Origin of the sequence: Micromonospora sp. M42 (assembly GCF_000568915.1) — a bacterium.
GTDB classification, from domain to species: Bacteria; Actinomycetota; Actinomycetes; order Mycobacteriales; family Micromonosporaceae; genus Micromonospora; species Micromonospora chalcea.
The window spans coordinates 4,421,598-4,448,556 of the sequence record NZ_KK037233.1; the positions used below are offsets into that span (position 1 = coordinate 4,421,598).

Below are 26,959 nucleotides of genomic sequence, written 5' to 3' on the forward strand. Positions count from 1 at the left end.
ACCGGTCGCGTTCGGTAAGGTCGCGCGGGTGACGACGCTGCGACTACGCCCGGAGGGCCCCGCCGACGAGCCGGCGGTGGCCCGGGTGCTGGCCGCCGCCTTCGCCCGGCCCGACGTGGCCACCCCGCCGGAGGTCGGCCTGGTCGAGGAGCTGCGGCACAGCCCGGCGTGGATTCCCGAGCTGGCCATGGTCGCCGAGTACGGCGGCGAGGTGGTGGCGTACGCGCTGCTCACGCGCGTCGGCGTACGCACCGACGACGGCCGCGTGTGGCCGGCGCTGGCGCTGGGCCCGGTGGCTGTGGCACGGCACCGGCAGCGGCTCGGTCACGGCACGGCGGCGGTGCAGGCGGCGCTCGACGCCGCGACCGAGCTGGGCGAACGGCTGGTGGTGGTGCTGGGCGACCCGGCGTACTACCGGCGGTTCGGGTTCGGCCCGGCGGACCGGCTGGGCCTGACCAGCCCGTGGTCCGGGCTGGGCGAGCCGTGGCAGGCGCTGGTGCTGCCGCCGTCGGCGAGCGAGGAACCGCCACCGCCGTCCGGCGAGGTGGTCTTCCCACCACCGTGGTCGCGGGTCTGAGCGGTCGCGGCCGTCACGCGGGCTGGGTGCGCAGGTAGCGGCCGAAGTGCGGGACGGTGAACGCCACGGTCCCCCGCTCGCCGGAGTAGATCAGCCCCTTCTTGATCAGCGCGTCGCGGGCCGGGGAGAGGCTGGCCGGCTTGCGGCCGAGCGCGCGGGCGATCTCGGCGGTCGGCACCGCGGCGTCCATGTCGTCGCGGCTGCCCTCCTCGCCGTCCACCAGCGCCAGCGTCGCCATGGCGCGCATGTACTCGCGTTCGGCCGGGGTGGCCCGCTCGAACCGGGAGCCGAAGAACCCCACCGCCAGTTCCGCCTCCGCCTCGGGCGCGGCGACCCGGACGTCCGCCGCGGTGATCGGCGAGCGGGGCGCGTGGTCCCAGGTGGCCTTGCCGTACGCCTGGACGAAGTAGGGGTAGCCGCCGGACTTCTCGTAGAGCAGGTCGAGGGCCTTCTGCTCGTACTCGACCTCCTCCCGCTCGGCCGGCGCGCAGAGCGCCTGGTCGGCGGCGATCCGGTCGAGCCGGTCGATGCGCTGGTAGCGGTAGAGCCGCTCGGAGTAGGACTTGGCGGCGCTGAGCACCGCGGGCAGGTGCGGCAGTCCCGCGCCCACCACGATGAGAGGCGCGCCGAGCTGGGACAGCTCGTGGCAGGCGGCGCAGAGCGCGGAGACGTCCTCGGCGCCGACGTCCTGCATCTCGTCGATGAAGATCGCGATGCCGGTGCCGACGTCGGTGGCGACCGCTGCCGCGTCGCTGAGCAGTTCGACCAGGTCGATCTCGATGTCGCCGGAGTCGGCGCGTCCGCTGCTCGCGGGCACGTCGATGCCGGGCTGCCAGCGGTCGCGCAGCTTGGGCGCCGCGCCGCCGCGCCCGGTGGGGGCGGAGCGTTGCGCGAAGGCCTTGAGTACGCCGAGGAAGGCGTCGATCCGGTCCGGGGCGCGGTGCCGGGGCGCGAGTTCGCGGACCGCCATGTGCAGCGCGGCGGCGATCGGGCGGCGCAGCGACTGGTCCGGCCGCGCCTCGATCTTGCCGGTGCCCCAGAGGTGGTTGATCGCCTCGGACCGCAGCGTGTTGAGCAGGACGGTCTTGCCGACGCCGCGCAGCCCGGTGAGCATCAGGCTGCGTTCGGGCCGGCCACGCGCGATGCGTTCCAGCACCACGTCGAACACGTCCAGTTCCCGCCCCCGCCCGGCGAGTTCGGGCGGGCGCTGGCCGGCGCCCGGCGCGTACGGGTTGCGGACCGGATCCACGAATCGCACAGTATCGGCTTCTCTAGCGGCCAGGCTAGACGTGCGTAGATGCAGCTACCGCGTGTCGGTCTCGACATAAAACTAGGGCTGTCTAGCGTGAAAGCTAGACAGCCCTAGTTTTGGTTACCGACGAGCCGGGGCGTCAGTGGCGCGTCAGCGGCGCTTCAGGCAGAGCACGAAGTCGAGCGTGTCCAGCTCACTGTCGAAGAAGTACCAGTCGGTGTACCCGTCGACCTTCCCGCACTTCGCCTCCGCGTCCTTCTTGCCGCTCGTCGCGCCGTCGATGCGCCGCAGCACCTCGTACGTCTTCGGGGCGCAGTCGGCGATCACCAGCTTCGGCTGACCGCCGCCACCCTCGTTGGCGACGCACTGGCCCGCCTTCACGAAACGCGGATCGGTCGAGGAGGCCGGCGCGGGCGCGGTCGGCGTGGCCTCCGCCGGATCGCTCGGCGCCGCCTCGGTCGGATCAGCGGCCGGCGCGGTGGCCGCCGTCGTCCCGGCGGTCGGGCTCTCCTCGTCCCGGCCGAGCATCCAGTACGCCCCGGCGCCGCCGAGCAGCAGCACCGCCAGCACGACCACCACCACCAGCAGCGGGCCCTTGCCGCGCTTCGGCGGCGTCGGCTCGGCGTACTGCGGCTCCCCGCCGCCGTACTGCGGCCCGGCGTAGGGGTCGGCCGGGTGACCCTGCCGCGGTGGGCCGGGGGACCACGCCGGCGCCGGCTCGTAGCGCTGCGTCGGCGGGCCGTACTGATCGGCCGGCGGGCCGTACCGGTCGGCGGGCCCGTACTGCTGGGTCGGCGGCCCGTACTGATCGGCCGGCGGGCCGTACGGTTGCGCGCCCGGCGGGCCGTACTGCGGGTCGTGACGCGGATCGGGCTGCGCGGCGTAGCGGGGATCGGGCTGCGGGGCGTAGCCGTCGTCGGGCCGTCCCCAGGGGTCGGGGGAGCCGCCGCCCGGTGGACCGAAGTTCGACATGAACGCCTCCTGCGTACGCCAGTGCTGAGAGGCCGGCCACCAACTGGGGACGCCGACGCCGTGGTCACCGTAGCGTGGACCCTCGATGAGCTCACGCCCCACGAGTGCGACGAACGCTGTCGATTCCGCGACGCCGCCGACACGCACCGCCCTGATCTGGACCGCACTCGTGCTGGTCTACCTGCTCTGGGGCTCGACGTACCTGGGCATCCGGGTCGCCGTCGAGTCCCTGCCGCCGCTCATCTCCGCGGCGATGCGGTTCGCCGGCGCGGCCGTGGTGCTCGCCGTGGTGCTGCGCCTGCGGCGCGGCCCCGGCGCGCTGCGGGTGCCCGTGCGCCGCGTCGGCTCCGCCGCTCTGATCGGCGTGCTGCTGCTCGCCGGCGGAAACGGACTGGTGGTGCTCGCCGAGTCGGGTCCGGCCGGCACCGCGGTTCCCTCGGGCGTGGCCGCGCTGCTGGTGGCCACCGTGCCGCTGCTGGTGGTGGTGCTGCGGACCGTGGGCGGGGACCGGCCCCGGCCGTGGACGTTCCTCGGGGTGGCGCTCGGGTTCGCCGGCCTCGTCGTGCTGGTGCTGCCCCGCGACGGCGTGGACGGCGTGCCGGTGGCCGGCGCGCTCACTGTGGTCGCGGCCGCCACCAGCTGGTCGGTCGGCTCGTACCTGTCCGGGCGGATCCGGATGCCCGCCGACCCGTTCGTGGCCACCGTCTACGAGATGCTGGCCGGCGCGGCGGTGCTCGCGCTCGTCGGCGTCGCCCGTGGCGAGCTGCGCGGCTTCAGCTTCGCCGAGGTGACCGGGCGGTCCTGGGCGGCGCTGGCGTACCTGATGGTGGCCGGTTCGCTCGTCGCCTTCACCGCGTACGTCTGGCTGCTCGCGCACGCGCCGAATAAAAAATGGTCTCCACGTACGCGTACGTGTCCCGGTGGTCGCGGTGGCGCTCGGCGCGCTGTTCGTCGCCGAACCGATCACCTCGCAAGTGCTGCTGGGCGGAAAAAATCAAAAGTGGTCGGGGGGGGCGGTGGTGGTGAGCACCGAGCGACCCCGCCGGTCCCCGCCACCAGCCGTCGACGGGGCAGCCGGGGAACCCGCCGGGCGGTAGCGTCCCGCCCGTGTCGGCGCTGCTGGTGACAGGGGCCGCGCTGCTGGGCGCGTCGGCCGGGTGGGTGGCCGTACCGGTCGGCCGGTCGTTCGTCACAGTTCCCGCCGGCGACGCTCCGCGCCGGGGCGCGTTCGCGCTGGCCGGCGCCGTGGCGTTCGGCGGGCTCGCCGCCACCCGGGCCGCCGACCCGGCGCTGCCCGCGCTGCTGCTGGTCGCCGCCGTCGGGCTGGCGCTCGCGGTCACCGACGTGACAGCGCTGCGGCTGCCCGACCCGCTCGTCGGCGTGGTCGCGCTCGGCGGCGGGCTCGGCCTCACCGCTGCCACGGCGGCGACCGGCGAACCGCGCCGCCTGGCCGTCGCGGCGGCCGGGGCCGCGCTCTCCTTCCTCGGGTACGCGCTGCTGGCGCTGCTGCCCCGGGCCCGGCTCGGCTTCGGCGACGTGAAGCTCGCCGCCGCGCTCGGGTTGCCGCTGGGCTGGCTCGGCTGGCCGGCGCTGCGCCTCGGGCTGCTCCTGCCGCACGTGCTCGCCGGAGTTGCCGTGCTCGTCCTGCTCGCCGCCGGCCGGGTACGCCGGGACACGCCGGTGCCGTTCGGCCCGGCGCTGCTCGGCGGCGCGTGGCTCGCCGCCGTCCTCAGCTGAGGCGTGCCCGGTCAGATCAGCCGGAGCTGGTGGTCCTTCGGGCGGCGGGGCTCGGTCGCGTCCAGGCGCTCGAACAACGCCGGGTCGATCACGTCGAGGAACGGCGACGGGCGGGTGTCGCGTTCCGCGCCGTGCCGGGCACGGCGGCCCGCGTGGCTGACGTAGAGCCGGTCCTGCGCCCGGGTCAGCCCGACGAAGAACAGCCGCCGCTCCTCGGCCACCGCGTCGTCGTCCGGCTCGCTTCCGGGCCAGCGCAGCGGCAGCAGCCCGTCCTCGGCCCCGACCAGGAACACCACCGGGAACTCCAGGCCCTTCGCGGCGTGCAGCGTCAGCAGCGTGACCGCCTCGGCGCGCGGGTCCAGGGCGTCCACCTCCGCGCCGGTGGCGAGCTGGTTGAGGAACAGCTCCAGGTCGTCGTCGCAGCGCCGGGCCAGCGGGGTGAGCAGGTCAACCGCCGTGCGGACGTCCTCGGGGCGTACCGCGCCGGAACCGTCGAGCGTCGGCACGGCGAAGCGCTCGGCCAGGATCTGCCCGGCCTGGCGTACCCGGGCGGCGAGCGAACCGTCCAGCCCGGCGTGGCGCAGCTCGCGGGCGATGGCCGGCACACCGGGACGGTCCCGCAGCCGGTCGTGCGAGCGCTTCTGCACCGGGATGTTCGCCCGGGCCAGCGCGTCCACGATCGGCGCGGCCTGCGCGTCCGTGCGGTACAGCACCGCGATGTCGGAGAAGGACAGCGACGTGGTCCGCCCGTCGATCCGCCCCGAGTCCAGCGAGCGGTGGGACAGCCCACCGACCAGCTCGTCCACGGTACGGACCACGAAGTCGGCCTCGTCGTACGGCGAAGCCGCCGCGTACCGGCCGACCAGAGGCGCCTCCGGGTCGAGCCGGGCCGGGTCGAGGCGACGGCCCCGCACCAGCGACGACGGCGCGATGGCCTGCACCGCGGCGGCCAGGATCGGCGCCGAGGAGCGGTAGTTGCGGTTCAGCCGGACCAGCCGCGCGTCGGTGAAGTCCTGCGAGAAGCGCAGGAAGTAGCCCACGTCGGCGCCCCGGAACGAGTAGATCGCCTGGTCCGGGTCACCGATCGCGCAGAGGTTCCCGTCCGGCGGGCTGAGCAGCCGCAGCAGGTCGTACTGCACCGCGTCGACGTCCTGGTACTCGTCGACGAAGATCCACTTCCACCGCTCGCGGTACTCGCGGACCAGCTTCCGGTCCCCCTTGAGCAGCGACACCGGCAGCGTCAGCAGCTCGTCCAGGTCGACCAGGTCCCGCTTGCGCAGCAACGCCGCGTACCGCTCGTCGTCGTCACCGGCCTCCGCGCGCGCCGCCGCCCGGTCCGCGTCGTCGGCGATCCGGAAGTCCGCCGGCAGCCCCGCCGCCGCCGCGTTCTCCCGCAGCACGGTCAGGCCCAGCGAGTGGAACGTACCCACAGTGACGTCCTCGGCGACCGGGCCGAGCAGCCCGTCCAGCCGGTGCCGCAGCTCCTCGGCCGCCCGCCGGGTGAACGTGATCGCCAGGCACTGATCGGGGAAGACGTTCAACTCCGCGCACAGGTACGCGATCCGGTGGGTGAGCGTGCGGGTCTTGCCGGTGCCCGGACCGGCCACGATGAGCAGCGGACCGCCCGGCGCGGACGCGGCCACCCGCTGCATCGCGTCCAGCCGGTCCAGCAGGCCGGTGCCGACCTCCTCCATCCCGGCGAGCATCGGCTCGAACGGCTCGTGCGGGGACGGCGGCGTCGCGATCGGAGGCGCGGGCGGCGGCGTCCGCTTCGGCTCCGGCCGGACCGCCGCCGGGCGCTTGGCCTTCGGCTTCGGCGCCGGCTCCGCGGGCCGCCGCTGCGCGGGCACCGGTACGTCGAACAGCGTCTCCTGCCCCGCCCCGGCGCCCGGGCCGCCCAGTTCCGCCGGGTCGAACAGCGTGATCACGCCGTACTCCCCGTCGTAGCCCGGCACCCGACGCACGTCGCCGCGGCGCAGCCGGCCGATGCCCTCCGCGAGCAGCTCGCCGCCGACCCGGCCGATCTCCTCCACCGGGGTACGGGTCAGGATCTCCAGCTCCGGGCCGAGCGCAGCGACCAGCTCGTTGAGCTTGCCCTCGACCTTCTTCGACCGCGCGCCGACCCGGTTCAGCTCGCCCAGGATCTCGGCCAGCGGCACCAGATGGGTCACCTCGCGCGCGTGCGCCGGGCGGTGCCCCTCCGGCCGGTCCGCCAGCTCCTCCACCCGGCTGAGTACGCCCACGGTGAGCGGCTTGCCGCACTCCGGGCAGCGTCCGCCCGCCTCACGGGTCCGCTGCGGCGACCAGTTCACCCCGCACAACCGGTGCCCGTCGGCGTGGTACTTGCCCTCCTCCGGGAAGAACTCGACAGTTCCGGCGAGCCCGTCCCCGGTGCGCAGCGCCTCGCGGATCGCGAAGTAGTCACGGTCGGCGGTGAGGACCGTGGCCTCCCGGGCCAGAGCCGGCGGTGAGTGCGCGTCCGAGTTGGACACCAGCTGATAGCGGTCCAGGCTGCCGACCCGCCAGTTCATCTCCGGGTCGGACGACAGGCCGGTCTCCACCGCGAAGATGTGCTCGGCCAGATCCGCGTAGCAGTCGGCGATCGCGTCGAAGCCCGACTTCGAGCCGAGCGCGGAGAACCACGGCGTCCAGATGTGTGCCGGCACCAGATAGCCGTCCGGACTCGCCTCCAGCGTGATCTCCAGCAGGTCGCGGGAGTCCAGCCCGAGGATCGGCCGCCCGTCCGAGCCGAGGTTGCCGATCCGGCCCAGCGCCGTGTTGAACCGGGCCACCGCGTCCAGGTCCGGCAGGTAGATCAGGTGGTGCACCTTCCGGGTGCGGTCGTCGCGCTTGTAGATCGTGGAGATCTCCACGCTCAGCATGAACCGGACCGGGTCCGCCTCCGCCTCACTGGCGAGCCGGGGCGGCAGCCGCCGGGCGACGTCCCGCTCCGCCTCGGGCGCGAGGCGGTACAGGCCCGGCTCGGCCGGGTGCAGCGTCTCGCGCAGGTGGTCGTACCAGGCGGGATGGGTGAAGTCGCCGGTGCCGAGCACGCCGATGCCCTTGCGCCGGGCCCACCAGGCCAGGTTCGGCAGGGTCAGGTCGCGGCTGCACGCACGCGAGTACTTCGAGTGGATGTGCAGGTCCGCCACGTACGGCGGGAGGCCACCGGAGGGTGCGGCGCTGAACGGAGGCACGCCGCATCCTGTCACGTCCGGTCCCCCGCCCGCCCGCCGCCACGCGAACGGGTGACCTGAGCAATGCGGTGCTGGACTCGGCGGCGGGTGCGCGCTATGGGGCGCGCAGCTCCACGAGCGTCACCTGGGGAGGCGCGCCCACCCGCACCGGCGGACCCCAGAAACCGGCGCCGTTCGTGACGTAGACCTTCGTGCCGTCGATCTCGCCGAGACCGGAGACCACCGGCTGTTCGAGCTTCACCGCCAGGTTGAACGGCACCATCTGGCCGCCGTGCGTGTGCCCGGAGAGCTGGAGGTCGACGCCGAACTTCGCCGCCTCCTGCGCGGCCACCGGCTGGTGCGCCAGCAGCACGACCGGCCGGCTCGGGTCACGGTCGCCGAGCGCGGCGGCGTAGTCGGCGGGCGCGGCCACCCCGGTGCCGGCGGCGCTCACGTCGTTCACCCCGGCCAGGTCCAGCACGCCGCCCCGGGCCTGGATCTCCTGCCGCTCGTTCTGCAGCACCCGCAGGCCGAGCCGGTCCACCTCGCGGACCCACTCCTCCACGCCGGAGTAGTACTCGTGGTTGCCGGTGACGAAGAAGCTGCCGTAGCGGGACCGCAGGTCACGCAGCGGTTCGGCGGCCTCCCCCAGCTCGGCCACCGTGCCGTCGACCAGGTCACCGACCACGGCGACCAGGTCGGCGTCCATCCGGTTGATCATCGCGACGATCCGCTCGGTGTGCGCCCGGCCGCGCAGCGGCCCGAGGTGGATGTCGGAGACGGTGGCGATGCGCAGCCCGTCCATGCTCCGGGGCAGCCTGGCCAGCGGGATCTGGACCCGGTCGAGCTGCGGCGGACCGATGGCGGTGCGGACGCCGTACCCGGTGACGCCGGCGGCGGTGAGCCCGGCGAAGATCGCCGCCCCGCGCGCGAGCAGCAGCCGCCGGGAGGGGTCGTGGTCCGGCGCGAGGGCACCGGCCGGCGGCGCGCCGGCGCTGTCGACCGGCGGTGGCGTCGCACCCTCCGCCGTCGCCGCGCCCACGAGTACGGGCTCGGGCTCCGGGCCGGTGGCGACCACCGAGCGGGCGCGGCGGCGCAGCACCAGCCGGGCCACTGCGGTCGGCACTTCGAGCACCAGCAGGATCACCAGCAGGTAGAACATGAGCGCGACCCAGAGGTAGCCGGGCCAGGCCAGCCAGTACCAGCCGTTGCGGGTGCCCGCCAGAGTCACCGGTACGAGCACCGCCAGCGCCGCGATCGCCACCCCGCCGACCCGGCGCCACCGCCCCGGGCGCGTGGTGTCCCGGACCAGCCGCTTCCACAGGTAGAAGTGGATCAAGCCGATCACGAGCACGACGAAGCCCAGGAATGTCGCCATGGCCAGCACGTGTGCCCCCCTCAGCCGCCCGCGAAGGGCGGCAGCACGTCCACCGTCACCCCGGCCGGCAACAGCGCCCGTCGATCATGACAGGCCACGCCGTCGACCAGGAAACTCGCCGCCTTCAGCACCACCGCGAGGCGTTCGCCGTGGCGGGCGGCCAGGTCATCGAGGAGTTCGTCCAGGGACCGGCCGGCGGATGCGGTCTCCTCGGAGAGTCCGGCCGCCGCTCGGGCGCCGGCGAAGTAGCGGACGGTCAGCTCCACCCTCAGCCTCCGATCGCGGACATCGAACGCGCGGGCTGGAGGAACGTCGGATCGTCGATGCCGTGACCGGCCCGCTTGGCCCACATCGCGGCGCGCCAGCGCCGGGCCAGCTCCTCGTCGTCCGCGCCGTCGCGCAACGCGCCGCGCAGGTCCGACTCCTCGGTGGCGAACAGGCAGTTGCGCACCTGGCCGTCGGCGGTGAGCCGGGTGCGGTCGCAGTCGCCGCAGAACGGCCGGGTCACGCTGGCGATCACCCCGACCCGGGCCGGCCCGCCGTCGACCAGCCACGTCTCGGCCGGTGCCGCGCCCCGCTCGGAAGGGTCCGGCGTCAACGCGAACGCGGCCTTCAGGGAGGCCAGGATCTCGTCGGCGGTGACCATGGTCGAGCGGTCCCAGCCGTGCTGCGCGTCGAGCGGCATCTGCTCGATGAACCGCAGCTCGTAGCCGTGCGCGAGCGCGAACCGGAGCAGCGCGGGCGCCTCGTCGTCGTTCGTGCCCCGCATGAGCACCGAGTTGACCTTCACCGGGGTCAGCCCGGCTTCGGCGGCCCCGGCCAGCCCGGCGAGCACGTCGGCGAGCCGGTCGCGGCGGGTCAGCGCGGTGAACCGGTCGCGGTCCAGCGTGTCGAGCGAGACGTTGACGCGGTCCAGCCCGGCGTCGCGCAGCGCCGACGCCATGCGGGCCAGGCCGATGCCGTTCGTGGTCAGCGAGATGCGCGGCCGGGGCGTGAGCGCGGCGACCGCCGCCACGATGCCGGGCAGGCCGGGCCGGATGAGCGGCTCACCGCCGGTGAAGCGCACCTCGGTGATGCCGAGCCGGGTCACCGCGACACCAACCAGCCGGACGATCTCGTCGTCGGTGAGCAGCTGCGGACCGGAGAGCCAGGGCAGGCCCTCGGCCGGCATGCAGTAGGTGCAGCGCAGGTTGCACTTGTCGGTCAGCGAGACCCGCAGGTCCCGGGCGACGCGGCCGTACCGGTCGGCGAGGACGCCGTCGGTCGTCGTCCGGGGGGCGCTCATCCGTCGACCGTAGCGCGGTCGAGGCCCCGGAGGGCGGCCCGGGCGGTGGCGGCCACCGCGTCCGCGTACGCCGCGCCGAAGATCGCGGTGTGCACGAGCAGCAGGTGCAGCTGATGCAGCGGCACCCGTTCCCGCCAGCCGTCGGCCAGCGGCCACGCCTCCCGATAGGCGGCCAGGACGCGGTCCAGGTGAGGCGGGCCGCCGAAGAGGGCGAGCTGCGCCAGGTCGGTCTCGCGGTGCCCACCGTGCGCGGCCGGGTCGACCAGCCAGACCCGGTCGTCGGCGCCCCAGAGCAGGTTGCCGGGCCAGAGATCGCCGTGCACCCGGGCCGGCGGCTCGTCACCGCCGAACTCGCCGATCCGGGCGACGACCTGCTCGACCAGCGCCGCCCCGGAACCGTCGAGCGCGCCGCCGTCGACCGAACTGCGTAGGTAGGGCAGGAGGCGGCGCCGGGCGAACCAGTCCGGCCAGGGACCGGGATCGGGCGTGTTGTCCTGCGGCAGCGCACCGATGAACCCGGCCCAGTCCGCGCCGAACGCGGGCGCCCCGGCCCGGTGCAGCCCGGCCAGGTCACGCCCGAACGCCTCCGCGGCCTCCGGCGTCGGCTCGCCCGGCTCCACCCAGTCGAGCGCGAGCAGATCGGGCAACGCCACGATCACCTCCGGCACCGGCACCGAACCCGCCTCGCGCAGCCAGCGCAGCCCGGCCGCCTCGGTGGCGAAGAAGCCCTCGGGCAGCGGACGCGCCGCCCGCTCCGGCCACGTCTTGGCGAACACCGAGTGCCCGTCGTCCAGCGTGAGCCGGGAAGCGGCGCAGATGTCGCCGCCGGAGACCGGGGTCTCCCGGATCCGCTGGTGGGTCAGGAAGGTCGGCAGGTGCTCCGGGTGTGCCCGCAGGTACGCCAGGTCCATGAGCGCAAGGTAGCGGGTACCCCGGACAACCGTGGGGCAAGCGACGCCACGGATCGCCGCTGACCTGGACCGATACGCTCCGTATCTGTGGACGGACCGCGTGTCGTCCACAGGGGCGGACGCGGTGGCACTCCACCGCCCACGCTCCCGGCATGAACTCCACCGAGCAACCCCGCCTCTCCGTCCGCACGCCCGCCGACATGGTCACGGCCGTGCCCTACCTGCTCGGCTTCCACCCGGCCGACAGCGTCGTGGTGGTCGCGGTACGCGGCCGGCGCGTCGTCTTCGCCGCCCGGGGAGACCTGCCCACACCCGGCGCCGACCCCGGCCCGGCGGCCCGGCACCTGGCACACGTCGTGGCCCGGCAGGACGCCGACGCCGCCACAGTCGTCGGCTACGGTCCGGCCGCCCGGGTGACCGGTGCCGTGGACGCGATCGGCGACGCGCTGACCGCTGCCGGCCTGGTCGTGCTCGACGCCCTGCGGGTCACCGACGGCCGCTGGTGGTCGTACCTGTGCGCCGAGCCGTCCTGCTGCCCGCCCGAGGGCACCCCGTACGACCCGGCCGCCAGCCAGGTCAGCGCCGCCGCCGTGTTCGCCGGCCAGGTCGCCCTGCCCGACCGGGCCGCGCTGGCCGCGCAGGTGTCCCCGCTCGACGGGCCGGTACGCCTCGCCATGCGCCGGGCCACCGGCCGGGCCCGTCTGCGCCTGGCCGCGCTCACCGGCGGGACGCCCGCGCAGTCCGGCCGGGGCCCGGAGGCCGGCAGTTCCGTGCCGGGGGACGGTGATGTGCGGGCCGACGGTGGAGGTCCGGAGGATTCACCACGCGCGGTGCGGAGCGCGGGCACGGCGGCGGTGCGGGCCGCGTTCCGCAGGCAGCGGCGTGGCGAGCGGCTCGACGACGACGAGGTGGCCTGGCTGACCGTCCTGCTCACCCACATCCCGGTACGCGATCACGCCTGGTCCCGGACCGACGGCCGGGACGCCGACATCAGCCTCTGGACCGACGTGACGCGGCGTGCCGAGCCGGACCTGATCGCCGCGCCGGGCTGCCTGCTCGCGTTCTCCGCCTGGCGCTCCGGACACGGGGCGCTGGCGGCTGTCGCCCTGGAACGGGTGCTGTCCGCCCACCCCGGCTATTCGCTCGCGCTGCTGCTCGACGAGGCGCTTCGGCGCGGGGTGGCCCCGTCCGAGCTGGACGGCTGGCCCGGTTCCGACGGAGGCCCGGTGCTGCGCCGTCGCCGTCGCCGTCCACGGCGCTGAGCCGTCAGCCGCCGATCCGGGCCGCCCCGGTGTAGACGTTCATGGTCGGCCCGCGCAGGAAGCCGACAAGCGTCATCCCGGCCTCCTCGGCCAGCTCGACGGCGAGCGTGCTGGGCGCGGACACCGCGGCGAGCAGCGGCACGCCCGCCATCCACGCCTTCTGGGTGAGTTCGAAACTGGCCCGCCCGGAGACCAGCAGCACGTGCCCGGCCAGCGGCAACCGCCCTTCCCGGGCGGCCCAGCCGATCACCTTGTCCACCGCGTTGTGCCGCCCGACGTCCTCCCGCAGCACCACCATCTCCCCGTCGGCGGTGAAGAGGCCGGCCGCGTGCAGGCCGCCGGTGCGGTCGAAGGCGCGCTGCGCGGCCCGCAGCCGGTCCGGCAGCGCGGCCAGCAACTCGGCGGTGACCACCAGCGGGTCGTCCCGCACGGCGAACCGCGAACGGGTACGCACCGACTCGATGCTGGCCTTGCCGCACACGCCGCACGAACTGGTGGTGTAGAAGTTGCGCGACGGATCGGTGACCGGCTCCGGAACACCGGGGGTGAGCGCCACGTCGACCACGTTGTAGGTGTTCGGGGTCTCCGCACCGGCGCAGAGCTGTGCGGTGTGCACGTCCTCGGCCGACCGGATCAGTCCTTCGGTGAGCAGGAAGCCGATCGCCAGGTCCAGATCGTCGCCGGGCGTACGCATCGTCACCGCGAGCGGCCGACGCCGACCCGGCCCGGCCGCGCCCACGCGGATCTCCAGTGGCTCCTCCGCGGCCAGGGTGTCCTGGCGGCGGATCCGGCCCCGGCCTTCGCCCGTCGCGTCGAGGTCGATCCGCAGCACGCTCCGCCGGTCTGTCGCCCGTCCCATCCCGCCATCCTCCCCGGCCCCTCCACTGCCCGCACCCCACCCCACTCCTTCATGTGCCCCGCCGGCCCAGCCGATCATGATCGACACCAGATCGCCGAAGTGGCGGTATCGGACGGCCCCGGATGCCGCCACTTCGGCGAGATGGAGTTGATCAACGTCGGAAAACCGCCAGCGAAGCCGGGCCCGGGCCCGGGCCTCGTGTCCGAGCCGGGATTCGACGGTCGTGGCCGTGGATAGGGTGAGGCGGTGACGGGGTACGCGGCGGTGGTCCTTGCCGGTGGCGCGGCCCGGCGGATGGGCGGTGTCGACAAACCGGCCCGCCCGGTCGGCGGCCGGCCGATGCTGCACCGGGTGCTGGCCGCGGTGGCCGACGCGGACCAGCGGATCGTGGTCGGCCCGTCCGGTCCGGTGCCCGACGGCGTCCGGACGACACGTGAGGAGCCACCCGGTGGCGGGCCGGTGGCCGCCATTGCGGCCGGGCTGGCGCTGCTCGACCCGGGTACGACAACAGTCGCCCTGCTCGCCGCCGATCTCCCGCTGCTCACCGCCGCCGCCGTGACCGAGCTGCGGCACGCGCTCGACACCCCGGCCGCCGAGCGGGAACGCGACCTGGCCGCCGAGCGGGAACACGATCGGGCCGCCGAGCGGGAACGCGAACCGGCCGCTGATCGGGAACTCGACCGCGCTACCGAGCGGGCATCAGCGCTCACCCCGCGCGGACCGACCGTCGCCCTCGCCTGTTACGTGGACGGCGACGGCCGCCGCCAGCAGCTCTGCGCGGTGTGGCGGTTACCGGCCCTGCGGGCCGCCCTCGACCGGCTCGCCGCGACGCGGGGCGGCACCCTCGACGGGGCGCCGGTACGCGGACTGCTGACCGGTGTCGCCGTACGCGAGGTGTCGTGGTCCGGCTCAGGTCCTCCGCCCTGGTTCGACTGCGACACTGACGAGGACGTACGCCGGGCGGAGGAGTGGTCGAGATGACGGTGCTGGACGACTGGGTCACGGCGGTCTGCGCCGAGCTGGACCTGGACCCGGCCGGGGTGCCGGTGCCGACAGTGCTGGACGTGGCCCGGGACGTGGCGCATCAGGTGGTCCGGCCGGGGGCGCCGGTCACCGCGTACCTGTTGGGGGTGGCGGTGGGGCGCGGGGCGGACCCGGCGGCGGCGGCCGAGCGGCTCAGCGCGCTGGCCGGCTCGTGGCCGGTGGATCTGGGTGGGTCCACGCCCGCGGAATAGCGCCTTGCGCGTGATTCGGTGGCCGCCGCGCGTGGGTAGGGTGGCGGGGACGGACGGAGGCGATCATGACGGCAGACCACCCCTCGGCGCCGGTCGACAAGCCTGCCGGCAGCACGCCGGAACACCACGCCACCGGCAGCGCGCCGGAACACCACGCCACCGGCAGCGTGCCGGAGCATCACGAGTCGATCCTGCTCGACGAGCCGACCACCGCTGATCTGCGGGCCAAGGTCACCGAGGCCTGGCGTGAGTTCGCGCGGGCGCTCGCCGAGCGGCTACGCGCACTGCCCGCCGGTGGTCACCTGGAGGTGACACTCGATCCGACCGCCTCCGGCACCGGGGACGCCGTCTACTCGGTGAGCGTGGACGCGGGCGAGGAGGGTCGCCTCTCGGCCCGGGCGGTCGGCAACGCCACGCTGCCCCAGGGCTACCGGTTGGACCGGGCGGCGGTGGCCGACATGGTGGCGCTCGGCTGGTCGCCGCCGGGCGTGGTGCCGGGTTCCGGTGAGCAGTTCGGGCTGGACTGCGGCACCGACGAGGCGACCCGGCTGGCCGCCGTGCTGTCCCGGACGCTGCGTGACGTCTACGGCGCCCCGCATCCCGCCTTCCTCGTCTACCTGGTGCACGACACCGAGGGTGAGCCGTTGCCGGTGGAGCCGCTCGGCACCGCCCGTAGCGAGTTCGGCCCGGACCGCGACGTCGAGGCCGACCTGGACGAGGCGTTGGCCGCGGCGGCGGCCGCGCAGTCCGGCGAGAACGACGTGCTGGCCCTGGAGGAGCGGGTCCGCACCGTCGTGTCGACCATGCTGAAGTCCGCGTCCGACCAGCTTCAGGTCGACTCCGACGGTGACATCAACATCCGGGCCGGCTCGGCGATGGTGTTCGTCCGGGTGCGCGACAACCCGCCGCTCGTGGACGTCTTCTCGCCGGTGCTGACCGAGGTCGAGCCGACCGAGCGCCTGTACGTGAAGCTGTCCGAGTTGACCAACCGGATGCCGATCGGGCGGCTCTACTGCGCCGACGACACGGTGTGGGCCTCGATTCCGGTGTTCGGCCGCAACTTCCAGCCCACCCACCTGATGCTCGCGGTGCAGGTGATGACCGGTCTCGCCGACGAGCTGGACGACCGTCTGCACGGCGAGTTCGGCGGCAAGCGCTTCTTCGGCGAGGGGGACAAGCCGGCCCGGGCCGAGGAGCACCGCACCGGCATGTACCTCTGAGCCGGGTCAACGCACGTCGAGCAGGGTCTTGCCGACGGTCTGCCGGGCCTCGATCGCGGCGTGCGCGTCGGCGGCCCGGTCCAGCGGGAAGCGCTGCCCGATCTGCGGTCGCAGCCGGCCGGCGGCGCCCTCGGCGAGCGCCGCCTCGGTGAGAGCGCGCAGCTCGTCCGGGCCGGGCCACGGACTCAGCAGCGTGACGCCGCGTGCGGTGGCCGCCTCGGCCGGGATGTCCGCCCAGGCGCCGCCGGCGAGCCCGAAGCTGAGCATCCGCCCGCCCGGGTCGAGCAGGTCGAACGCCTCCCGGGCGAGCGGTCCGCCCACGCCGTCGAACACCACGTCGACCGCGCCGACGGCGTCCCGGACCCGGCCGGTCCAGCCGGGCTGCCGGTAGTCGACTGCCAGGTCGAGGCCGGCCGCGCGGAGCCCGGCCACCTTCGCCGGGCCGCCGGCGGCGGCCACCACCGTCGCCCCGGACGCCGCCGCCAACTGCGTGAGCAGCGACCCGACGCCGCCGGCCGCCGCCTCCACCAGGACCCGGTCGCCGCGCCGCAGCCCGGCCGCCCGGGCCAGCATCAGGGCGGTCCGGCCGTCGGCCATCAGCGCCACCGCCGCGTCCAGGGCCAACCCCGGGGGTACGGGGACAGGGGCGCTCCGGTCGACCACGACGCGCTCGGCGTACCCGCCGGTGCCGCCGGTGGCGGTGACCACGACGCGCCCGGCGAGCGCCGGATCGACGCCGGGTCCGAGTTCGATGATCGTCCCGCCGACGCCGTTGCCGGGGATCAGTGGCAGTTCGGCGTCGAACGGCCCGAAGCCGGTGGCCCGGAACATCGTCTCGACGAACGTGATGTTCGCGTGTGCCACGTCGACGAGCACCTGGCCCGGTCCGGGTGCCGGATCGGGTGCCGTCCCGGGCACGAGCACCTCCGGTCCGCCGAACTCCCGCAGCCACACCGCACGCATACCGCCCCCTCGCTTCGAGCCGGTCACCAGTGCACGACATGAAGCGAGGTTGAGGTCAAGGCGTGGACGGTCCGACGCCGGGGGACTCGACCAGCCGGGAGAGCACGATGGTGCTGCGGGACGAGGTGACGAACGATTCGGCGCGCAGCCGCTCCAGCGCCTCCTCCAGGTGCGAGATGTCCGCGGCGCGCAGGTGCACGAGCGCGTCGGCCTCGCCGGAGACGGTGTACGCGCCGACCACTTCGGGGTGCCGTCGGGCGGCGGCGCCGATCTGTGCCGGGGTGGTCCGGCCGGCGCAGAACAGTTCGACGAACGCCTCGGTGGTCCAGCCGACAGCGGCCGGGTCGACGACGGCGGTGAATCCCCGGATCACCCCGGCGGACCGGAGTCGGTCGACCCGTCGCTTGACGGCGGGGGCGGAGAGTGACACCCGGGTGCCGATGTCCGCGTACGAGGCGCGGGCGTCAGCCACGAGCAACGCAATGATTCGCTGGTCTACCGCGTCTATCTGCAACGTTCTGCTCCCGGGAAGCAATGCTTGTGGCTGTTACCAAAGTTGTACCGTACCTACTCTTGGTGACCGTGAACCAGCAGCGAGTCTCGCGAAAGCGGACATATCTCATGTGCTCGCCCGAGCACTTCACGGTCGAGTACGCGATCAACCCGTGGATGGACGTGACCACGGCGGTCGACGCCGACCTGGCGGTCAAGCAGTGGGACCGGCTGCGGGAGACGCTCGTCGGGCTCGGCCACGACGTGCACCTGCTCACGCCCGAGGCGGGGCTGCCGGACATGGTCTACGCGGCGAACGGCGCGTTCGTGGTCGACGGCACCGTCTACGGCGCCCGGTTCAAGCACGAGCAGCGGACCGCCGAGGCCGCCGCGCACCGGGCGTTCTACGAGGAGCAGGGCTGGCGGTTCATCGCCCCGAACGAGACCAACGAGGGCGAGGGCGACTTCGCGTACCTGCCGGAGGCCCACGGCGGCCTGATCCTCGCCGGGCACGGCTTCCGGACCGAACCGGCCGCGCACGCCGAGGCGCAGGAGGCGCTCGGCCGCCCGGTGGTCTCGCTGCGCCTGATCGATCCGCGCTTCTACCACCTGGACGTGGCGCTCGCCTCGATCGACGACGAGAACATCGTCTACTACCCGGGCGCCTTCTCCGCCGCCAGCCAGAAGGTGCTGGCCCAGCTGTTCCCGGACGCGATCGTCGCCGACGACGAGGACGCGCTGGCGTTCGGCCTGAACCTGGTCAGCGACGGGCTCAACGTGGTGCTGAACAACGAGGCGACGCGGCTGGCCGGCAAGTTGAAGGCGGCCGGCTACCACCCGGTCCCGGTGGAGCTGTCCGAGCTGAAGAAGGGCGGTGGCAGCGTGAAGTGCTGCATCGCCGAACTGCGGCACTGAGCCACGCCTCGGCGCGAAGGGCGGCCTCCCGGTGGGGAGACCGCCCTTCGTCGCGTACGGGGCCGGTCAGCCGAGCGTGGCCAGCTCGTTGATCACGATGTTGGACAGCAGCCGGCCGTCGGTCTGCACCCGGCGCAGGTACCACTTCTGCTGCGGGGTACGGGTCTGGTTGAACTGCCAGGGGCCGCGCGGGCTGTCCACCTGGCCGACCTTGCCCAGCGCCAGGTTGACCTGCTGCGGGGACGGGTTCGCCCCGGCCAGCCGGATCGCCTTGTCCAGCACCAGCGCGGCGTCGTAGGAGGCCATCGCGTACGTGGTCGGCGCGGAGTTGAACGTCTTCCGGTACGCCGAGGCGAAGATCCGGTTCGCGGTGTTGTTGAGATCGGCCGAGTAGTTGAGCGCGGTCTCGATGCCGTTCGCCTCGATCAGCTTGCGGTCGCGGCCCTTCTCGCCGTCGTCGAGCTGGTCCAGCGCGGTGCCCTCGGTGAGGAACCCGGGGGCGTAGATCGGCCCCCGGTAGCCCAGGGCGTAGAGCTGCTTGACGAACTGGACGGCCTGGGCGCCCGAGTAGTGGCAGAAGACCGCGTCCGGCTTCCGCTCCAGCGCCTTGCGGATCGGCCCGGCGTAGAGATTCCGCGAGGGGTTGTCGGAGTCGTCGGTGTAGATCGGGTCCTCGGTGAGCCGGCGACCCCGCTCGTACGCGCGCCGCAGCCCTTCGACGACGTCCTGGCTGCCCTGGCCGCGGGTGCCGAAGATGGCGATACGGCTCGACGCGTCGAGCTTCTGGCGCAGGTACTCCCCGAGCGCCTCGCCCGGCTCGGTCAGCACGTACGACGTGCGCCAGATGTAGACGACGCCCTGCAGCGTCGAGGGGGAGGCGTTGGAGCCGATCAGCGGCACCCGGGCCTGCTCGACCGAGTCCTTGATGCCGGTCATCACGGTGGGGCTGACCACGCCGGTGAGCGCGAGCACGCCCTCCTTGATCAGCCGCTCCACGGCGGCCTTGCCGCTGGCGGCGGTGGAGCCCTCCTCGGCCGGCACCAGCGTGACCGGATGGCCGGCGATCTGCTGGCCGCGCAGGCGGAGGTAGAGCTGGAAGCCGTTGGTGATCTCGTCGCCGATGGCCTTGTTCGCCCCGCTGCCGGGCACGATCAGCCCGATCTTGATCGGGCTGCCGGATCCGGCCTGCTCCCCGGTGTCGTCCTCCCCGGAGCCGCAACCCGCCGCCAGTCCGGTGGTGCCCAGCGCGGCCAGCAGTTGCAGAGCCCGCCTGCGGTTCATCTGTGCCACCGATTTCCTTCCCGACGGGGTGGCCATGGTGCACACCCCTTCGGCGTTCTACCTGGTCGGCGACGCTGCGTCAATGCCCGGAAGATCATCGTGAAGCGACCGCAACGCCTGTGTCACCCGGGGCCAGGCGGCCGCCTCCGGGTCGATCAGCCCGAAATGCTCGCATTCAGGCAGCTCAATCAAGGTGGAAGTGCCGCCGGCAGCCCGGTCGGCGGCCACCCAGGATCGGCTGATCGAGGTGGGAACCTGAAGATCCTGCTCGCCATGCACGACTACGGTCCGTGTTCGCATGGGTACGAAATTCGACGGATCCGCGTCCGCGTACCGGTCCGGCACGTCCTCCGGGGAGCCGCCGAGCAGCGCGGCCACCGCCCCGCCGTCCAGGTCCAGCCGGTACGCCTGCGCGAGGTCGGCCACCGGGGCCAGCGCGACCACCCCGGCGACCGTCTCCGGGGCGCGCGCGGCCACGTACAGGGCCAGGTGCCCGCCCGCGGAATGGCCGATCAGGATCGGCGGTACGGGCGCCACCCGGCCGGGCAGCGCGGCGGCGGCCAGACCGGGCAGGGCGGCGACCCCGGTGCGGACGTCGGTGAGGGTGTGCGGCCAGCCGCCGCCGGGCTGGCCGGTCCGGCGGTACTCGATCTGCGCGACCGGGTGGCCGAGCGCGGCCAGCGCCGCCGCCATCGGGCCGGTGTGGGCCCTGTCGTACTCGGCCCGCCAGAAACCGCCGTGCACCACGACCACGAGCGGCCGGGCCGGCCCGTCGCCGGCGGGCCGGCGCAGGTCGGCGAGCTGGTCCGGGTGGTCGCCGTAGGCGACTGTGGCGTCCGGCGGCGGAGACGGGCGGGTCAGCACCTCGCGTGGGTCGGAGAGCATGCGGCGACGGTAGCTCCCTCCGGTCCGGCCGCGTGCACATGGTCGGCGTGGGTAAAGATGGGTGCCATGACCGAAGCGCATTCCGGACGGGACGACGAGCAGGGCAACGATGGCATCCCCGGCACCGTGGTGGTGGTCGGGCCGGACGGCCGCCCGGTCGGCACGGTGCAGACCGACGAGGAGGGCAAGGGCGAGGACCCGACCCGCCTGGTCGAGCAGCCGGCCAAGGTGATGCGGATCGGCAGCATGATCAAGCAGCTGCTGGAGGAGGTGAAGGCGGCGCCGCTGGACGACGCCAGCCGGAACCGGATGCGGGAGATCCACGAGCGCTCGATCGTCGAGCTGAAGGAGGGTCTCGCGCCCGAGCTGCGCGAGGAGCTGGAGCGGCTCTCGCTGCCGTTCACCGAGCGGCAGACGCCGAGCGAGGGCGAGCTGCGGATCGCGCACGCCCAGCTCGTGGGCTGGCTGGAGGGCCTGTTCCACGGCATCCAGGCCGCGCTGGTGGCCCAGCAGATGGCCGCCCGTGTGCAGCTGGAGCAGATGCGCTCGGGCCGTCAGGCGCTGCCCAGCGGCCCCGGCGGCGTGATCCCGGGCATGCCCGGGATGCCCGGCGCCGGCGAGGGCCACGCGCCCGGCCAGTACCTGTGACCCGTCGGCCGGGGCGCGTCACGCGCCCCGGCCGCTCAGTCCAGCTCGAAGACCTTCTCCAGGTACGCCGCCACGCCGTCCTCGGTGTTCGGCCCGGTGACCTCGTGCGCGATCTCCCGTACCGCCGGGTGGGCGTTGGCGACCGCCACCGCGCGTCCGGCCCAGGCCAGCATCGGCACGTCGTTGGGCATGTCGCCGAAGGCCAGCACGTCCCGCTCGCCGACGCCCAGCCGTTCCGCGTACCAGGCCAGGCCGGCCGCCTTCGTCACGCCGGCGGCCGAGATCTCGATCAGCCCGCTGTACGACGAGTGGGTCGCCTCGGCCAGCCCCTCCAACGCGCCCGCCACCACCTGCACGAAGACGTCCGGGTCCTGCTCACCGGCGCGCGCCAGCAGCTTCACCGCGGGTGCGGCCAGCAGTTCCTCGGGCGACTCGACGGCCCGGATGGCGTCGAGGTCGGCGTCCCAGCGCAGCGGGTAGTGCGCCTCGTGCCGCATCTGCCGGCTGTCCACGATCTCCACCGCGAGACTGACCCCGGGCACCTCGGCCCGTAGTCGCCGGGCCACCTCGGCCAGCAGCTCCGGGGCGAGCGGGTCGGCCCGCAGCACCTGGTCGGTGACCGGGTCGTACACCACCGCGCCGTTCGCGCAGATCGCCGGCAGCGGCGCGGCGAGCTGCTCGTACACCATTTGCAGCCAGCGGATCGGACGGCCGGTGACCAGGACCACCGGCGTGCCGGCGGCGGCGATGCGGGCCAGCACGCCGGCGGTACGCGGGCTGAGCGTCCGGTCGTCGCGCAGCAGCGTGCCGTCGATGTCGGAGGCGACGAGCCGAGGTGGATCTTCCATCACCGGGACAGTAGTCGGTCCAGGTAGACGGCCACCCCGTCGTCGTCGTTGCGCAAGGTGATCTCGTCCGCGGCGGCGCGTACCTCCGGGTGGGCGTTCGCCACAGCCACCCGCGCCCACCCGGCCCAGTCGAACATCGGCAGGTCGTTCGGCTGGTCGCCGAAGACCAGCACGTCGGCCGGGTCGACGCCGAGCCGCTCGGCGATCACGCTCAGGCCGCTGGCCTTGTCGGTGCGGGGCGGGCAGATCTCGATGAAGCCGAGCCCGGCCTGGGTGAGCGTGGCCACCTCCGGCGGCACGATCGCCCGGGCGGCGGCCAGCAGCTCGTCCACGTGGTGGTCGGCGGTACGCGCGAACGCCTTGATCACGTCGCAGGACAGGCACTCCATCCGGCTGCGCGCCTCGAACCGGTCCGGGTAGGGCCAGCTCGGGTGGTAGTCGCCCCACAGCGGCGCGTCGTGCTCGTCCGACGCCTCGACCATCACGGTGAGCGGGCCGACCGCCGCCTCCAGGTCGGTGAGGATCCGGGCCAGCACCTCGCCGGGCAGCCGCTCGTCGCGCAGCACCAGCGGCCCGTCGGGGTCGCTCTGGTCCACCACCCGGCCGCCACCGGCCATCACCAGGAAGTCGGCGGCCCGGATGTCGTTACGGGTCAGCTCGGTCAGGCGCGGTCCGCGGCCGGTCGCGCCGACCACCGGAATCCCGGCGGACCGCACCCGGTCCAGCACCCGGTGGGTGTACGCGGAGACGGTCTCGTCGCTGCGGACGAGCGTGCCGTCGAGGTCGGTGGCGATCAGCTTGGGCAGTCCCGGGCGGGTCATGGTTCCTCCTTCGCCCGCGCCGTCACGCCGGCCGACCAGGTCTTCGGTGCCGCGACCACGGGACGGCGGGCAGCAACCGTATCTCGCGGAACGGGCGGCAACCACGGCTTTCCGGCGAATCGGAGGCGAAGCCGCGGTGGCCGACGTAGGCGGCGTCAGCGGGACCGGTCGGGGTCCGCGAACGGCACCGTGGGCTGCACCGTCAGGTCCGCGGGGGCCGGCGGCAGGTCGTCCGTGGCGGCGCGCCCCCGCCAGGCGTGCCGGTCGTCCGGGTGGTCGTGGTCCGGTTCCTCGTCGGCGGGCGTGTCCCCGGCGCTCCGGCCGGCCAGGTGCAGCGCGGCGGCCAGCAGCGCCACGGCGAGGAACGCGGTGACCAGGCCGCGCCCGTGCTCCACGTCGAGGCGCTGGTCTCCGACGAAGAACAGGATGCGCCGGGCCAGCTGCTCGAGGGAGGCGGCGGTCGCGACCAGCACGCCGAGCACGCCCGCCGACAGGCCCAGCCCGGCGAGCGCGGCGTGCCGACGGACCGCCGGGGCGCCGCGCAGCGCCAGAGCCAGCGCCACGGACAGCCCGAGCAGGCCCACCAGGTACGCCACCCCGAACCCGCCGATCTCGGAGATGCCACTGGTCAGCCGGGTGGGCGCGTCGTCGTCCCGGGCCTCGGCCGGCACCGTGATGATCAGCCACTCGCCGATCAGCGAGGCGACAGCGGCCACCGTGGCGAGCCCGGCGAGCACTGTCGGCAGGCGGCGGTCCCGGCCCAGGGCGGCGAGCGAGCGTCCGGCCCGGCCGGGGGACTCCGGCTCGGCGTCACCCCACTCGACGACAGTGGTGTCGTCGTCCCGCACGGGGATTCGCTTCTCCTGGCGGGGGACGGGGAGATCCTGTGACATGGCCACCCTTCCCGTACGCGGGCCTGCGTCGAATCATGGCACAGCACACACCCGACGGCCCGGATCGTGGTCCACAGGTGCGGTGCGACGCGGCCCGCTTTCGCGTAGCGTCGTGCCATGCCTATCCGTACCGCATCCGCTCGCTGGCAGGGCAACCTCACCGAGGGGTCCGGCACCGTCCGCACCGGCAAGGGCGGCCTGTCCGGCAACTACTCCTTCAAGTCGCGCTTCGAGGAGGGCGAGGGCACCAACCCCGAGGAGCTGATCGGCGCCGCGCACGCCGGCTGCTTCTCGATGGCGCTGTCCAAGCAGCTCGCCGACGCCGGCGCCCAGGAAACGGCGGTGGAGACCACCGCCAAGGTGCACTTCGACAAGACCGACGCCGGCATGACAGTCACCCGGATCGACCTGGAGACCGTCGGTCAGGTTCCGGGCATCGACCAGGCCGAGTTCACCAAGCTGGCCGAGGCGGCCAAGGAGAACTGCCCGATCTCCCGGCTGCTGTCGCCGGGCGCGCAGATCACGCTGAACGCCCGCCTGGCCTGACCATCACGTACGGCACGGCGGGGGTGTCCTGCGGGCCGCCCTCGCCGTGTGACGTGCCGATTCTGGGGGAGTGACCGGGCCGCGTGGCCGTGGAGATGAGCCGGGACCGGTTCGAGGAACTGGTCGGCGAGGCACTCGACGAGGTGCCCGAGGAGCTGCTCGGGCTCATGAGCAACGTGGTCATCCTGGTCGAGGACGACCCGCCGCCGGGCGAGGACCTGCTCGGCCTGTACGAGGGGCACGCGCTCACCGATCGCGGCTGGGACTACTCCGGCGTGCTGCCCGACCGCATCCTGATCTACCGCAATCCGATCCTGGCGATCTGCGACACCGACGACGACGTCGTCGAGGAGGTCGCGGTGACCGTGGTGCACGAGATCGCCCACCATTTCGGCATCGACGACGAGCGTCTGCACGCCCTGGGCTGGGGCTGACCGGGTCCCCGCCCGGCTGATTCCGGCGGTTGCGCCGGTCCCCTAACCTCCGTGTTCAGGCACATTCTGACCCAGGAGGAAAACCCATGCGCAGCGCGCTGTTCTCCGCGGAGAACCTTGAGAAGGAGTCCCAGCAGCCGGGCATGCGGTTGCAGAACTCCAAGATGCTGAAGATCGAGCTGAACGGCGAGGCGATGGCCCGCGTCGGCTCGATGGTCGCCTACCAGGGCCAGGTGCAGTTCCAGGCCCTCGGCTCCGGCGGCATCGGCAAGTTCATCAAGCAGCGCCTCACCGGTGAGGGCGTGCCGCTGATGAAGGTCTCCGGGCGCGGCGACGTGTTCCTCGCCGACTTCGCCAAGGACGTGCACGTCATCGACCTGGAGCCGGGCGACGCGCTGTCCATCAACGGCTCCAGCGTGCTGGCCTTCGACTCGACCCTGCAGTACGACATCAAGATGGTCGGCGGCGCCGGTTTCGCGTCCTCCTCCGGCCTGTTCAACTGCGTGTTCACCGGGCACGGCCGGATCGCCATCACCACCAAGGGCACCCCGGTGGTGCTCAACGTGGACGCGCCGACGTACGTGGACCCGCAGGCGGCGGTCTGCTGGTCGGCGAACCTCCAGACCGGCTACCACCGCGCCGAGCAGCTCGGCCTCGGCACGCTGCTCGGCCGCAGCACCGGTGAGGCGTTCACGATGAGCTTCGCCGGACAGGGTTTCGTCGTCGTCCAGCCCTCGGAGGAGCCTCCGGTGGCCGGCAGCGGCACCCAGCAGCAGGGCGGCGTGCTCGGCGGCCTGCTGCAGTGACCCTCCGGTGCCCGGGGCGCCCGCCGTGGTCGCCCCGGGCCGGTCAGCTCAGCTCGCCGGACCGCAGCCGGGCCACCCAGGCCGCCGCGTCGGCGTAGTCGAGGTCGGAGGGCCCGGTGGACGCCGCCGCCGACCGGTCACCCGCCGCCGCGTTCCAGCGGTGCCGGGGGTACGACCCCAGGAACCGCACGTCGGCGCAGACCCGGCGCAGCCCCTGCAACGCCTCGCCGAGGCGTACGTCGGCGACGTGCCCGGCACAGTCCAGGAAGAACACGTACCGGCCGAGCGCCTCACCGGTGGGGCGGGACTCGATGCGGGTCATGTTCACGCCCCGAACCGCCAGTTCCATGAGCACCGCCAGCAGCGCGCCCACCCGGTCGTGCGCGATGTAGACGGCCAGCGAGGTGAGGTCGTCACCGGTCGGCGGCGGAGGCGGCCCGGGGCGGGACACCAGCGCGAAGCGGGTCACCGCGTCCGGGTGGTCGGCGATCTTGTCGGCGAGGACCGCCAGCCGGTGCCGGGTCGCGCCGATCGGGGCGCAGATGGCGGCGTCGTACTCGCCGCTCGCCGCGCCGGCCGCTGCGGCGCCGTTGGAGAGCACGTCGACAACCGTGGCATCGGGCAGGTGCTCGCGCAGCCAGCCCCGGCACTGGGTGGACGCCTGCGGGTGGGCGGCCACGCCGCGCACGTCGGCGAGCGTGGTGCCGGGCCGGGCGGCGAGCACGAACTCCACCGGGAGGACGACCTCGCGGGTGATCACCAACGGGTCGCCCTCGGCCAGCTCGTCGAGCGTCACGCCGACGGCGCCGCCGATGGAGTTCTCCAGCGGCACCAGGGCCGCATCCGCGTCGCCGGCGCGTACCGCGTCGAGCGCCTCGCCGACGCTGCGCGCCGGTGTGCGCTCCCCGCGTTCGGCGGCGGGCACCGTTCGCAGGGCCTGTTCGGCGAAGGTGCCCTCGGGGCCCAGGTAGACGAAGCGGGTCGGCGGTGTTCCCGGCATGCCGACCAGCCTACGCACCCGGCGTGCCGTCGCAGGCCAGGGTACGGATGCCGGGCGGCGCGAGGGTCCGCACCTCGACGCCGCACACGTCCGTCCCGGCCGTCACCAGCGTCGGCGTGCCGCTGCCGCCCCGGGTGACGACCTGCAGCTCCTCGTGTCCGGTGACCGCCAGCACGGTGTACTGCCACCCTTCGGCGCAGAGCGGACCGGTGGCCACTGTGACCCGGACGTCGCGGGGCAGCACTCCGGCGGACCCGCGCAGCAGCGCGACGATCCGGTCGCCGGACGGCCGGCCCCGGCACGGCGTCGCCGTCACCGGCGTGGACGGGGAGAGCACGGGCGCGGACGGTGTGACAGGTGCCACCGTCGTGGCGCTCGGGGTGGGCGTGGCGGACGTCGACGGGACCGGCGCGGGCGTGGCGACGGCGGGCGGCGTGCGCAGCTCGGGCGGCGCGCCGCAGGCGGCGAGGGCGAGCACCGCCAGCAGCGCCAGTGGGCGGTGCCGGCGACCGGGGTGGGGGGTGCGGAGCACGGTGGGCGTCCTCGGCATCGAGGGATGTCGT

At 74.0% G+C, this 26,959-nt stretch carries 29 protein-coding genes; 12 read left to right on the forward strand and 17 right to left on the reverse strand.

The genetic code is table 11. The features are described 5' to 3' along the window. Positions 1-28 precede the first annotated feature (28 nt). Entirely contained in the window at positions 29-577 is a 549-nt protein-coding gene (locus MCBG_RS20365; protein ID WP_043330817.1) for a GNAT family N-acetyltransferase, read from the forward strand. 13 nt (positions 578-590) lie between these two features. Here the strand turns inward: MCBG_RS20365 and MCBG_RS20370 are convergent, their stop codons facing one another. Continuing rightward, on the reverse strand, positions 591-1,826 hold the full coding sequence (locus MCBG_RS20370; RefSeq protein WP_030499459.1) for an ATP-binding protein: 1,236 nt from the start codon (positions 1,824-1,826) through the stop codon (positions 591-593). A gap of 153 nt (positions 1,827-1,979) precedes the next feature. After that, positions 1,980-2,801: an LppU/SCO3897 family protein gene (locus tag MCBG_RS20375; protein WP_043330819.1), complete on the reverse strand. Its 822-nt coding sequence runs from the start codon at positions 2,799-2,801 to the stop codon at positions 1,980-1,982. Between the two features lie 85 nt (positions 2,802-2,886). On the opposite strand from MCBG_RS20375, the gene MCBG_RS20380 reads away from it, so the two are divergent. Further along, positions 2,887-3,927, forward strand: a complete 1,041-nt coding sequence (locus MCBG_RS20380; RefSeq protein ID WP_223201276.1) for an EamA family transporter — start codon at positions 2,887-2,889, stop codon at positions 3,925-3,927. Further along, entirely contained in the window at positions 3,909-4,538 is a 630-nt protein-coding gene (locus MCBG_RS20385; protein WP_043327709.1) for a prepilin peptidase, read from the forward strand. Before MCBG_RS20380 ends, MCBG_RS20385 begins: the two co-directional genes overlap by 19 nt. An 11-nt stretch (positions 4,539-4,549) precedes the next feature. On the opposite strand, the gene MCBG_RS20390 is transcribed toward MCBG_RS20385, so the two are convergent. The 5 genes from MCBG_RS20390 to MCBG_RS20410 all read right to left on the reverse strand — a co-directional run bounded on the left by MCBG_RS20390 (position 4,550) and on the right by MCBG_RS20410 (position 11,288). Further along, positions 4,550-7,735, reverse strand: coding sequence for a UvrD-helicase domain-containing protein (locus MCBG_RS20390; RefSeq protein ID WP_043327710.1), 3,186 nt, complete (start codon positions 7,733-7,735; stop codon positions 4,550-4,552). 94 nt (positions 7,736-7,829) lie between these two features. Continuing rightward, positions 7,830-9,092 (reverse strand): metallophosphoesterase, encoded by a 1,263-nt coding sequence (locus MCBG_RS20395; protein WP_282596139.1) that lies wholly within the window; start codon positions 9,090-9,092, stop codon positions 7,830-7,832. Between the two features lie 20 nt (positions 9,093-9,112). Next, positions 9,113-9,358 (reverse strand): MoaD/ThiS family protein, encoded by a 246-nt coding sequence (locus MCBG_RS20400; RefSeq protein ID WP_043327712.1) that lies wholly within the window; start codon positions 9,356-9,358, stop codon positions 9,113-9,115. A 2-nt stretch (positions 9,359-9,360) separates the two neighbouring features. Further along, positions 9,361-10,377 carry a GTP 3',8-cyclase MoaA gene (moaA, locus tag MCBG_RS20405; RefSeq protein ID WP_043327713.1) on the reverse strand — a complete coding sequence of 339 codons (1,017 nt, stop codon included), beginning with the start codon at positions 10,375-10,377 and terminating at the stop codon, positions 9,361-9,363. Beyond that, complete coding sequence (locus tag MCBG_RS20410) at positions 10,374-11,288, reverse strand: fructosamine kinase family protein (protein ID WP_043327714.1); 915 nt, start codon at positions 11,286-11,288, stop codon at positions 10,374-10,376. Before MCBG_RS20410 ends, moaA begins: the two co-directional genes overlap by 4 nt. Positions 11,289-11,440: 152 nt before the next feature. Here MCBG_RS20410 and MCBG_RS20415 point away from each other — a divergent pair, with 152 nt between their 5' ends. Then, positions 11,441-12,550, forward strand: coding sequence for a DUF4192 domain-containing protein (locus MCBG_RS20415; protein WP_043327715.1), 1,110 nt, complete (start codon positions 11,441-11,443; stop codon positions 12,548-12,550). A 4-nt stretch (positions 12,551-12,554) separates the two neighbouring features. Here MCBG_RS20415 and fdhD read toward each other — a convergent pair whose 3' ends face one another. Beyond that, the gene (gene fdhD, locus MCBG_RS20420) at positions 12,555-13,409 is read right to left on the reverse strand and encodes a formate dehydrogenase accessory sulfurtransferase FdhD (RefSeq protein ID WP_043327716.1); all 855 of its coding nucleotides are present in this window, start codon (positions 13,407-13,409) and stop codon (positions 12,555-12,557) included. A 246-nt stretch (positions 13,410-13,655) separates the two neighbouring features. Between fdhD and MCBG_RS20425 the strand changes: the two genes are divergently transcribed. The 3 genes from MCBG_RS20425 to MCBG_RS20435 all read left to right on the forward strand — a co-directional run bounded on the left by MCBG_RS20425 (position 13,656) and on the right by MCBG_RS20435 (position 15,864). Continuing rightward, positions 13,656-14,390 (forward strand): molybdenum cofactor guanylyltransferase, encoded by a 735-nt coding sequence (locus tag MCBG_RS20425; protein ID WP_043327717.1) that lies wholly within the window; start codon positions 13,656-13,658, stop codon positions 14,388-14,390. Further along, positions 14,387-14,644 (forward strand): DUF6457 domain-containing protein, encoded by a 258-nt coding sequence (locus MCBG_RS20430; protein WP_043330820.1) that lies wholly within the window; start codon positions 14,387-14,389, stop codon positions 14,642-14,644. The genes MCBG_RS20425 and MCBG_RS20430 overlap by 4 nt, the downstream gene beginning before the upstream one ends. Before the next feature lie 65 nt (positions 14,645-14,709). Beyond that, positions 14,710-15,864 (forward strand): T3SS (YopN, CesT) and YbjN peptide-binding chaperone 1, encoded by a 1,155-nt coding sequence (locus MCBG_RS20435; RefSeq protein WP_043327718.1) that lies wholly within the window; start codon positions 14,710-14,712, stop codon positions 15,862-15,864. A gap of 6 nt (positions 15,865-15,870) precedes the next feature. Here MCBG_RS20435 and MCBG_RS20440 read toward each other — a convergent pair whose 3' ends face one another. Then, a complete protein-coding gene (locus MCBG_RS20440; protein ID WP_043327719.1) occupies positions 15,871-16,827 on the reverse strand; it encodes a zinc-binding dehydrogenase in 957 nt (318 codons plus the stop codon). A gap of 55 nt (positions 16,828-16,882) precedes the next feature. After that, on the reverse strand, positions 16,883-17,341 hold the full coding sequence (locus tag MCBG_RS20445; RefSeq protein ID WP_030499444.1) for an Lrp/AsnC family transcriptional regulator: 459 nt from the start codon (positions 17,339-17,341) through the stop codon (positions 16,883-16,885). 59 nt (positions 17,342-17,400) lie between these two features. Between MCBG_RS20445 and ddaH the strand changes: the two genes are divergently transcribed. Next, positions 17,401-18,234 (forward strand): dimethylargininase, encoded by an 834-nt coding sequence (ddaH, locus tag MCBG_RS20450; protein ID WP_176722883.1) that lies wholly within the window; start codon positions 17,401-17,403, stop codon positions 18,232-18,234. A gap of 66 nt (positions 18,235-18,300) precedes the next feature. On the opposite strand, the gene MCBG_RS20455 is transcribed toward ddaH, so the two are convergent. Both MCBG_RS20455 and MCBG_RS20460 read right to left on the reverse strand, forming a co-directional pair. Then, positions 18,301-19,524, reverse strand: coding sequence for an ABC transporter substrate-binding protein (locus MCBG_RS20455; RefSeq protein ID WP_043327721.1), 1,224 nt, complete (start codon positions 19,522-19,524; stop codon positions 18,301-18,303). Positions 19,525-19,572: 48 nt separating this feature from the next. Then, positions 19,573-20,400, reverse strand: a complete 828-nt coding sequence (locus MCBG_RS20460; protein WP_043327722.1) for an alpha/beta hydrolase family protein — start codon at positions 20,398-20,400, stop codon at positions 19,573-19,575. 57 nt (positions 20,401-20,457) lie between these two features. On the opposite strand from MCBG_RS20460, the gene MCBG_RS20465 reads away from it, so the two are divergent. Beyond that, positions 20,458-21,048: a bacterial proteasome activator family protein gene (locus tag MCBG_RS20465; protein WP_043327723.1), complete on the forward strand. Its 591-nt coding sequence runs from the start codon at positions 20,458-20,460 to the stop codon at positions 21,046-21,048. 35 nt (positions 21,049-21,083) lie between these two features. On the opposite strand, the gene MCBG_RS20470 is transcribed toward MCBG_RS20465, so the two are convergent. From MCBG_RS20470 to MCBG_RS20480, 3 genes are all read right to left on the reverse strand, one after another. After that, positions 21,084-21,896, reverse strand: coding sequence for an HAD family hydrolase (locus tag MCBG_RS20470; protein ID WP_043327724.1), 813 nt, complete (start codon positions 21,894-21,896; stop codon positions 21,084-21,086). After that, complete coding sequence (locus MCBG_RS20475; RefSeq protein ID WP_043327725.1) at positions 21,896-22,717, reverse strand: HAD family hydrolase; 822 nt, start codon at positions 22,715-22,717, stop codon at positions 21,896-21,898. Before MCBG_RS20475 ends, MCBG_RS20470 begins: the two co-directional genes overlap by 1 nt. 155 nt (positions 22,718-22,872) lie before the next feature. Next, the gene (locus tag MCBG_RS20480) at positions 22,873-23,565 is read right to left on the reverse strand and encodes a hypothetical protein (protein ID WP_223201277.1); all 693 of its coding nucleotides are present in this window, start codon (positions 23,563-23,565) and stop codon (positions 22,873-22,875) included. 162 nt (positions 23,566-23,727) lie between these two features. Between MCBG_RS20480 and MCBG_RS20485 the strand changes: the two genes are divergently transcribed. The 3 genes from MCBG_RS20485 (at position 23,728) to MCBG_RS20495 (ending at position 25,396) form a co-directional block, all read left to right on the forward strand. Continuing rightward, entirely contained in the window at positions 23,728-24,156 is a 429-nt protein-coding gene (locus MCBG_RS20485) for an OsmC family protein (RefSeq protein WP_013289315.1), read from the forward strand. A gap of 89 nt (positions 24,157-24,245) precedes the next feature. Continuing rightward, positions 24,246-24,590, forward strand: coding sequence for a metallopeptidase family protein (locus tag MCBG_RS20490; RefSeq protein ID WP_176722904.1), 345 nt, complete (start codon positions 24,246-24,248; stop codon positions 24,588-24,590). A gap of 86 nt (positions 24,591-24,676) precedes the next feature. After that, positions 24,677-25,396, forward strand: coding sequence for an AIM24 family protein (locus MCBG_RS20495; RefSeq protein ID WP_043327727.1), 720 nt, complete (start codon positions 24,677-24,679; stop codon positions 25,394-25,396). A gap of 43 nt (positions 25,397-25,439) precedes the next feature. Here the strand turns inward: MCBG_RS20495 and pheA are convergent, their stop codons facing one another. Together pheA and MCBG_RS20505 are read right to left on the reverse strand one after the other, a co-directional pair. Then, entirely contained in the window at positions 25,440-26,396 is a 957-nt protein-coding gene (gene pheA / locus MCBG_RS20500; RefSeq protein ID WP_043327728.1) for a prephenate dehydratase, read from the reverse strand. A gap of 10 nt (positions 26,397-26,406) precedes the next feature. After that, entirely contained in the window at positions 26,407-26,946 is a 540-nt protein-coding gene (locus tag MCBG_RS20505) for a hypothetical protein (protein ID WP_043327729.1), read from the reverse strand. Positions 26,947-26,959: the final 13 nt, after the last annotated feature.

Coding starts and splice junctions, on each gene's coding strand:
- MCBG_RS20375 (WP_043330819.1), bottom strand. CDS start 2,801: ATGTCGAACTTCGGTCCACCGGGCGGCGGCTCCCCCGACCCCTGGGGA.
- MCBG_RS20380 (WP_223201276.1), top strand. CDS start 2,887: ATGAGCTCACGCCCCACGAGTGCGACGAACGCTGTCGATTCCGCGACG.
- MCBG_RS20395 (WP_282596139.1), bottom strand. CDS start 9,092: ATGGCGACATTCCTGGGCTTCGTCGTGCTCGTGATCGGCTTGATCCAC.
- moaA (WP_043327713.1), bottom strand. CDS start 10,377: ATGAGCGCCCCCCGGACGACGACCGACGGCGTCCTCGCCGACCGGTAC.
- MCBG_RS20410 (WP_043327714.1), bottom strand. CDS start 11,288: ATGGACCTGGCGTACCTGCGGGCACACCCGGAGCACCTGCCGACCTTC.
- MCBG_RS20415 (WP_043327715.1), top strand. CDS start 11,441: ATGAACTCCACCGAGCAACCCCGCCTCTCCGTCCGCACGCCCGCCGAC.
- fdhD (WP_043327716.1), bottom strand. CDS start 13,409: ATGGGACGGGCGACAGACCGGCGGAGCGTGCTGCGGATCGACCTCGAC.
- MCBG_RS20430 (WP_043330820.1), top strand. CDS start 14,387: ATGACGGTGCTGGACGACTGGGTCACGGCGGTCTGCGCCGAGCTGGAC.
- MCBG_RS20435 (WP_043327718.1), top strand. CDS start 14,710: ATGACGGCAGACCACCCCTCGGCGCCGGTCGACAAGCCTGCCGGCAGC.
- MCBG_RS20440 (WP_043327719.1), bottom strand. CDS start 16,827: ATGCGTGCGGTGTGGCTGCGGGAGTTCGGCGGACCGGAGGTGCTCGTG.
- MCBG_RS20460 (WP_043327722.1), bottom strand. CDS start 20,400: ATGCTCTCCGACCCACGCGAGGTGCTGACCCGCCCGTCTCCGCCGCCG.
- MCBG_RS20465 (WP_043327723.1), top strand. CDS start 20,458: ATGGGTGCCATGACCGAAGCGCATTCCGGACGGGACGACGAGCAGGGC.
- MCBG_RS20470 (WP_043327724.1), bottom strand. CDS start 21,896: ATGGAAGATCCACCTCGGCTCGTCGCCTCCGACATCGACGGCACGCTG.
- MCBG_RS20475 (WP_043327725.1), bottom strand. CDS start 22,717: ATGACCCGCCCGGGACTGCCCAAGCTGATCGCCACCGACCTCGACGGC.
- MCBG_RS20485 (WP_013289315.1), top strand. CDS start 23,728: ATGCCTATCCGTACCGCATCCGCTCGCTGGCAGGGCAACCTCACCGAG.
- MCBG_RS20495 (WP_043327727.1), top strand. CDS start 24,677: ATGCGCAGCGCGCTGTTCTCCGCGGAGAACCTTGAGAAGGAGTCCCAG.
- pheA (WP_043327728.1), bottom strand. CDS start 26,396: ATGCCGGGAACACCGCCGACCCGCTTCGTCTACCTGGGCCCCGAGGGC.
- MCBG_RS20505 (WP_043327729.1), bottom strand. CDS start 26,946: ATGCCGAGGACGCCCACCGTGCTCCGCACCCCCCACCCCGGTCGCCGG.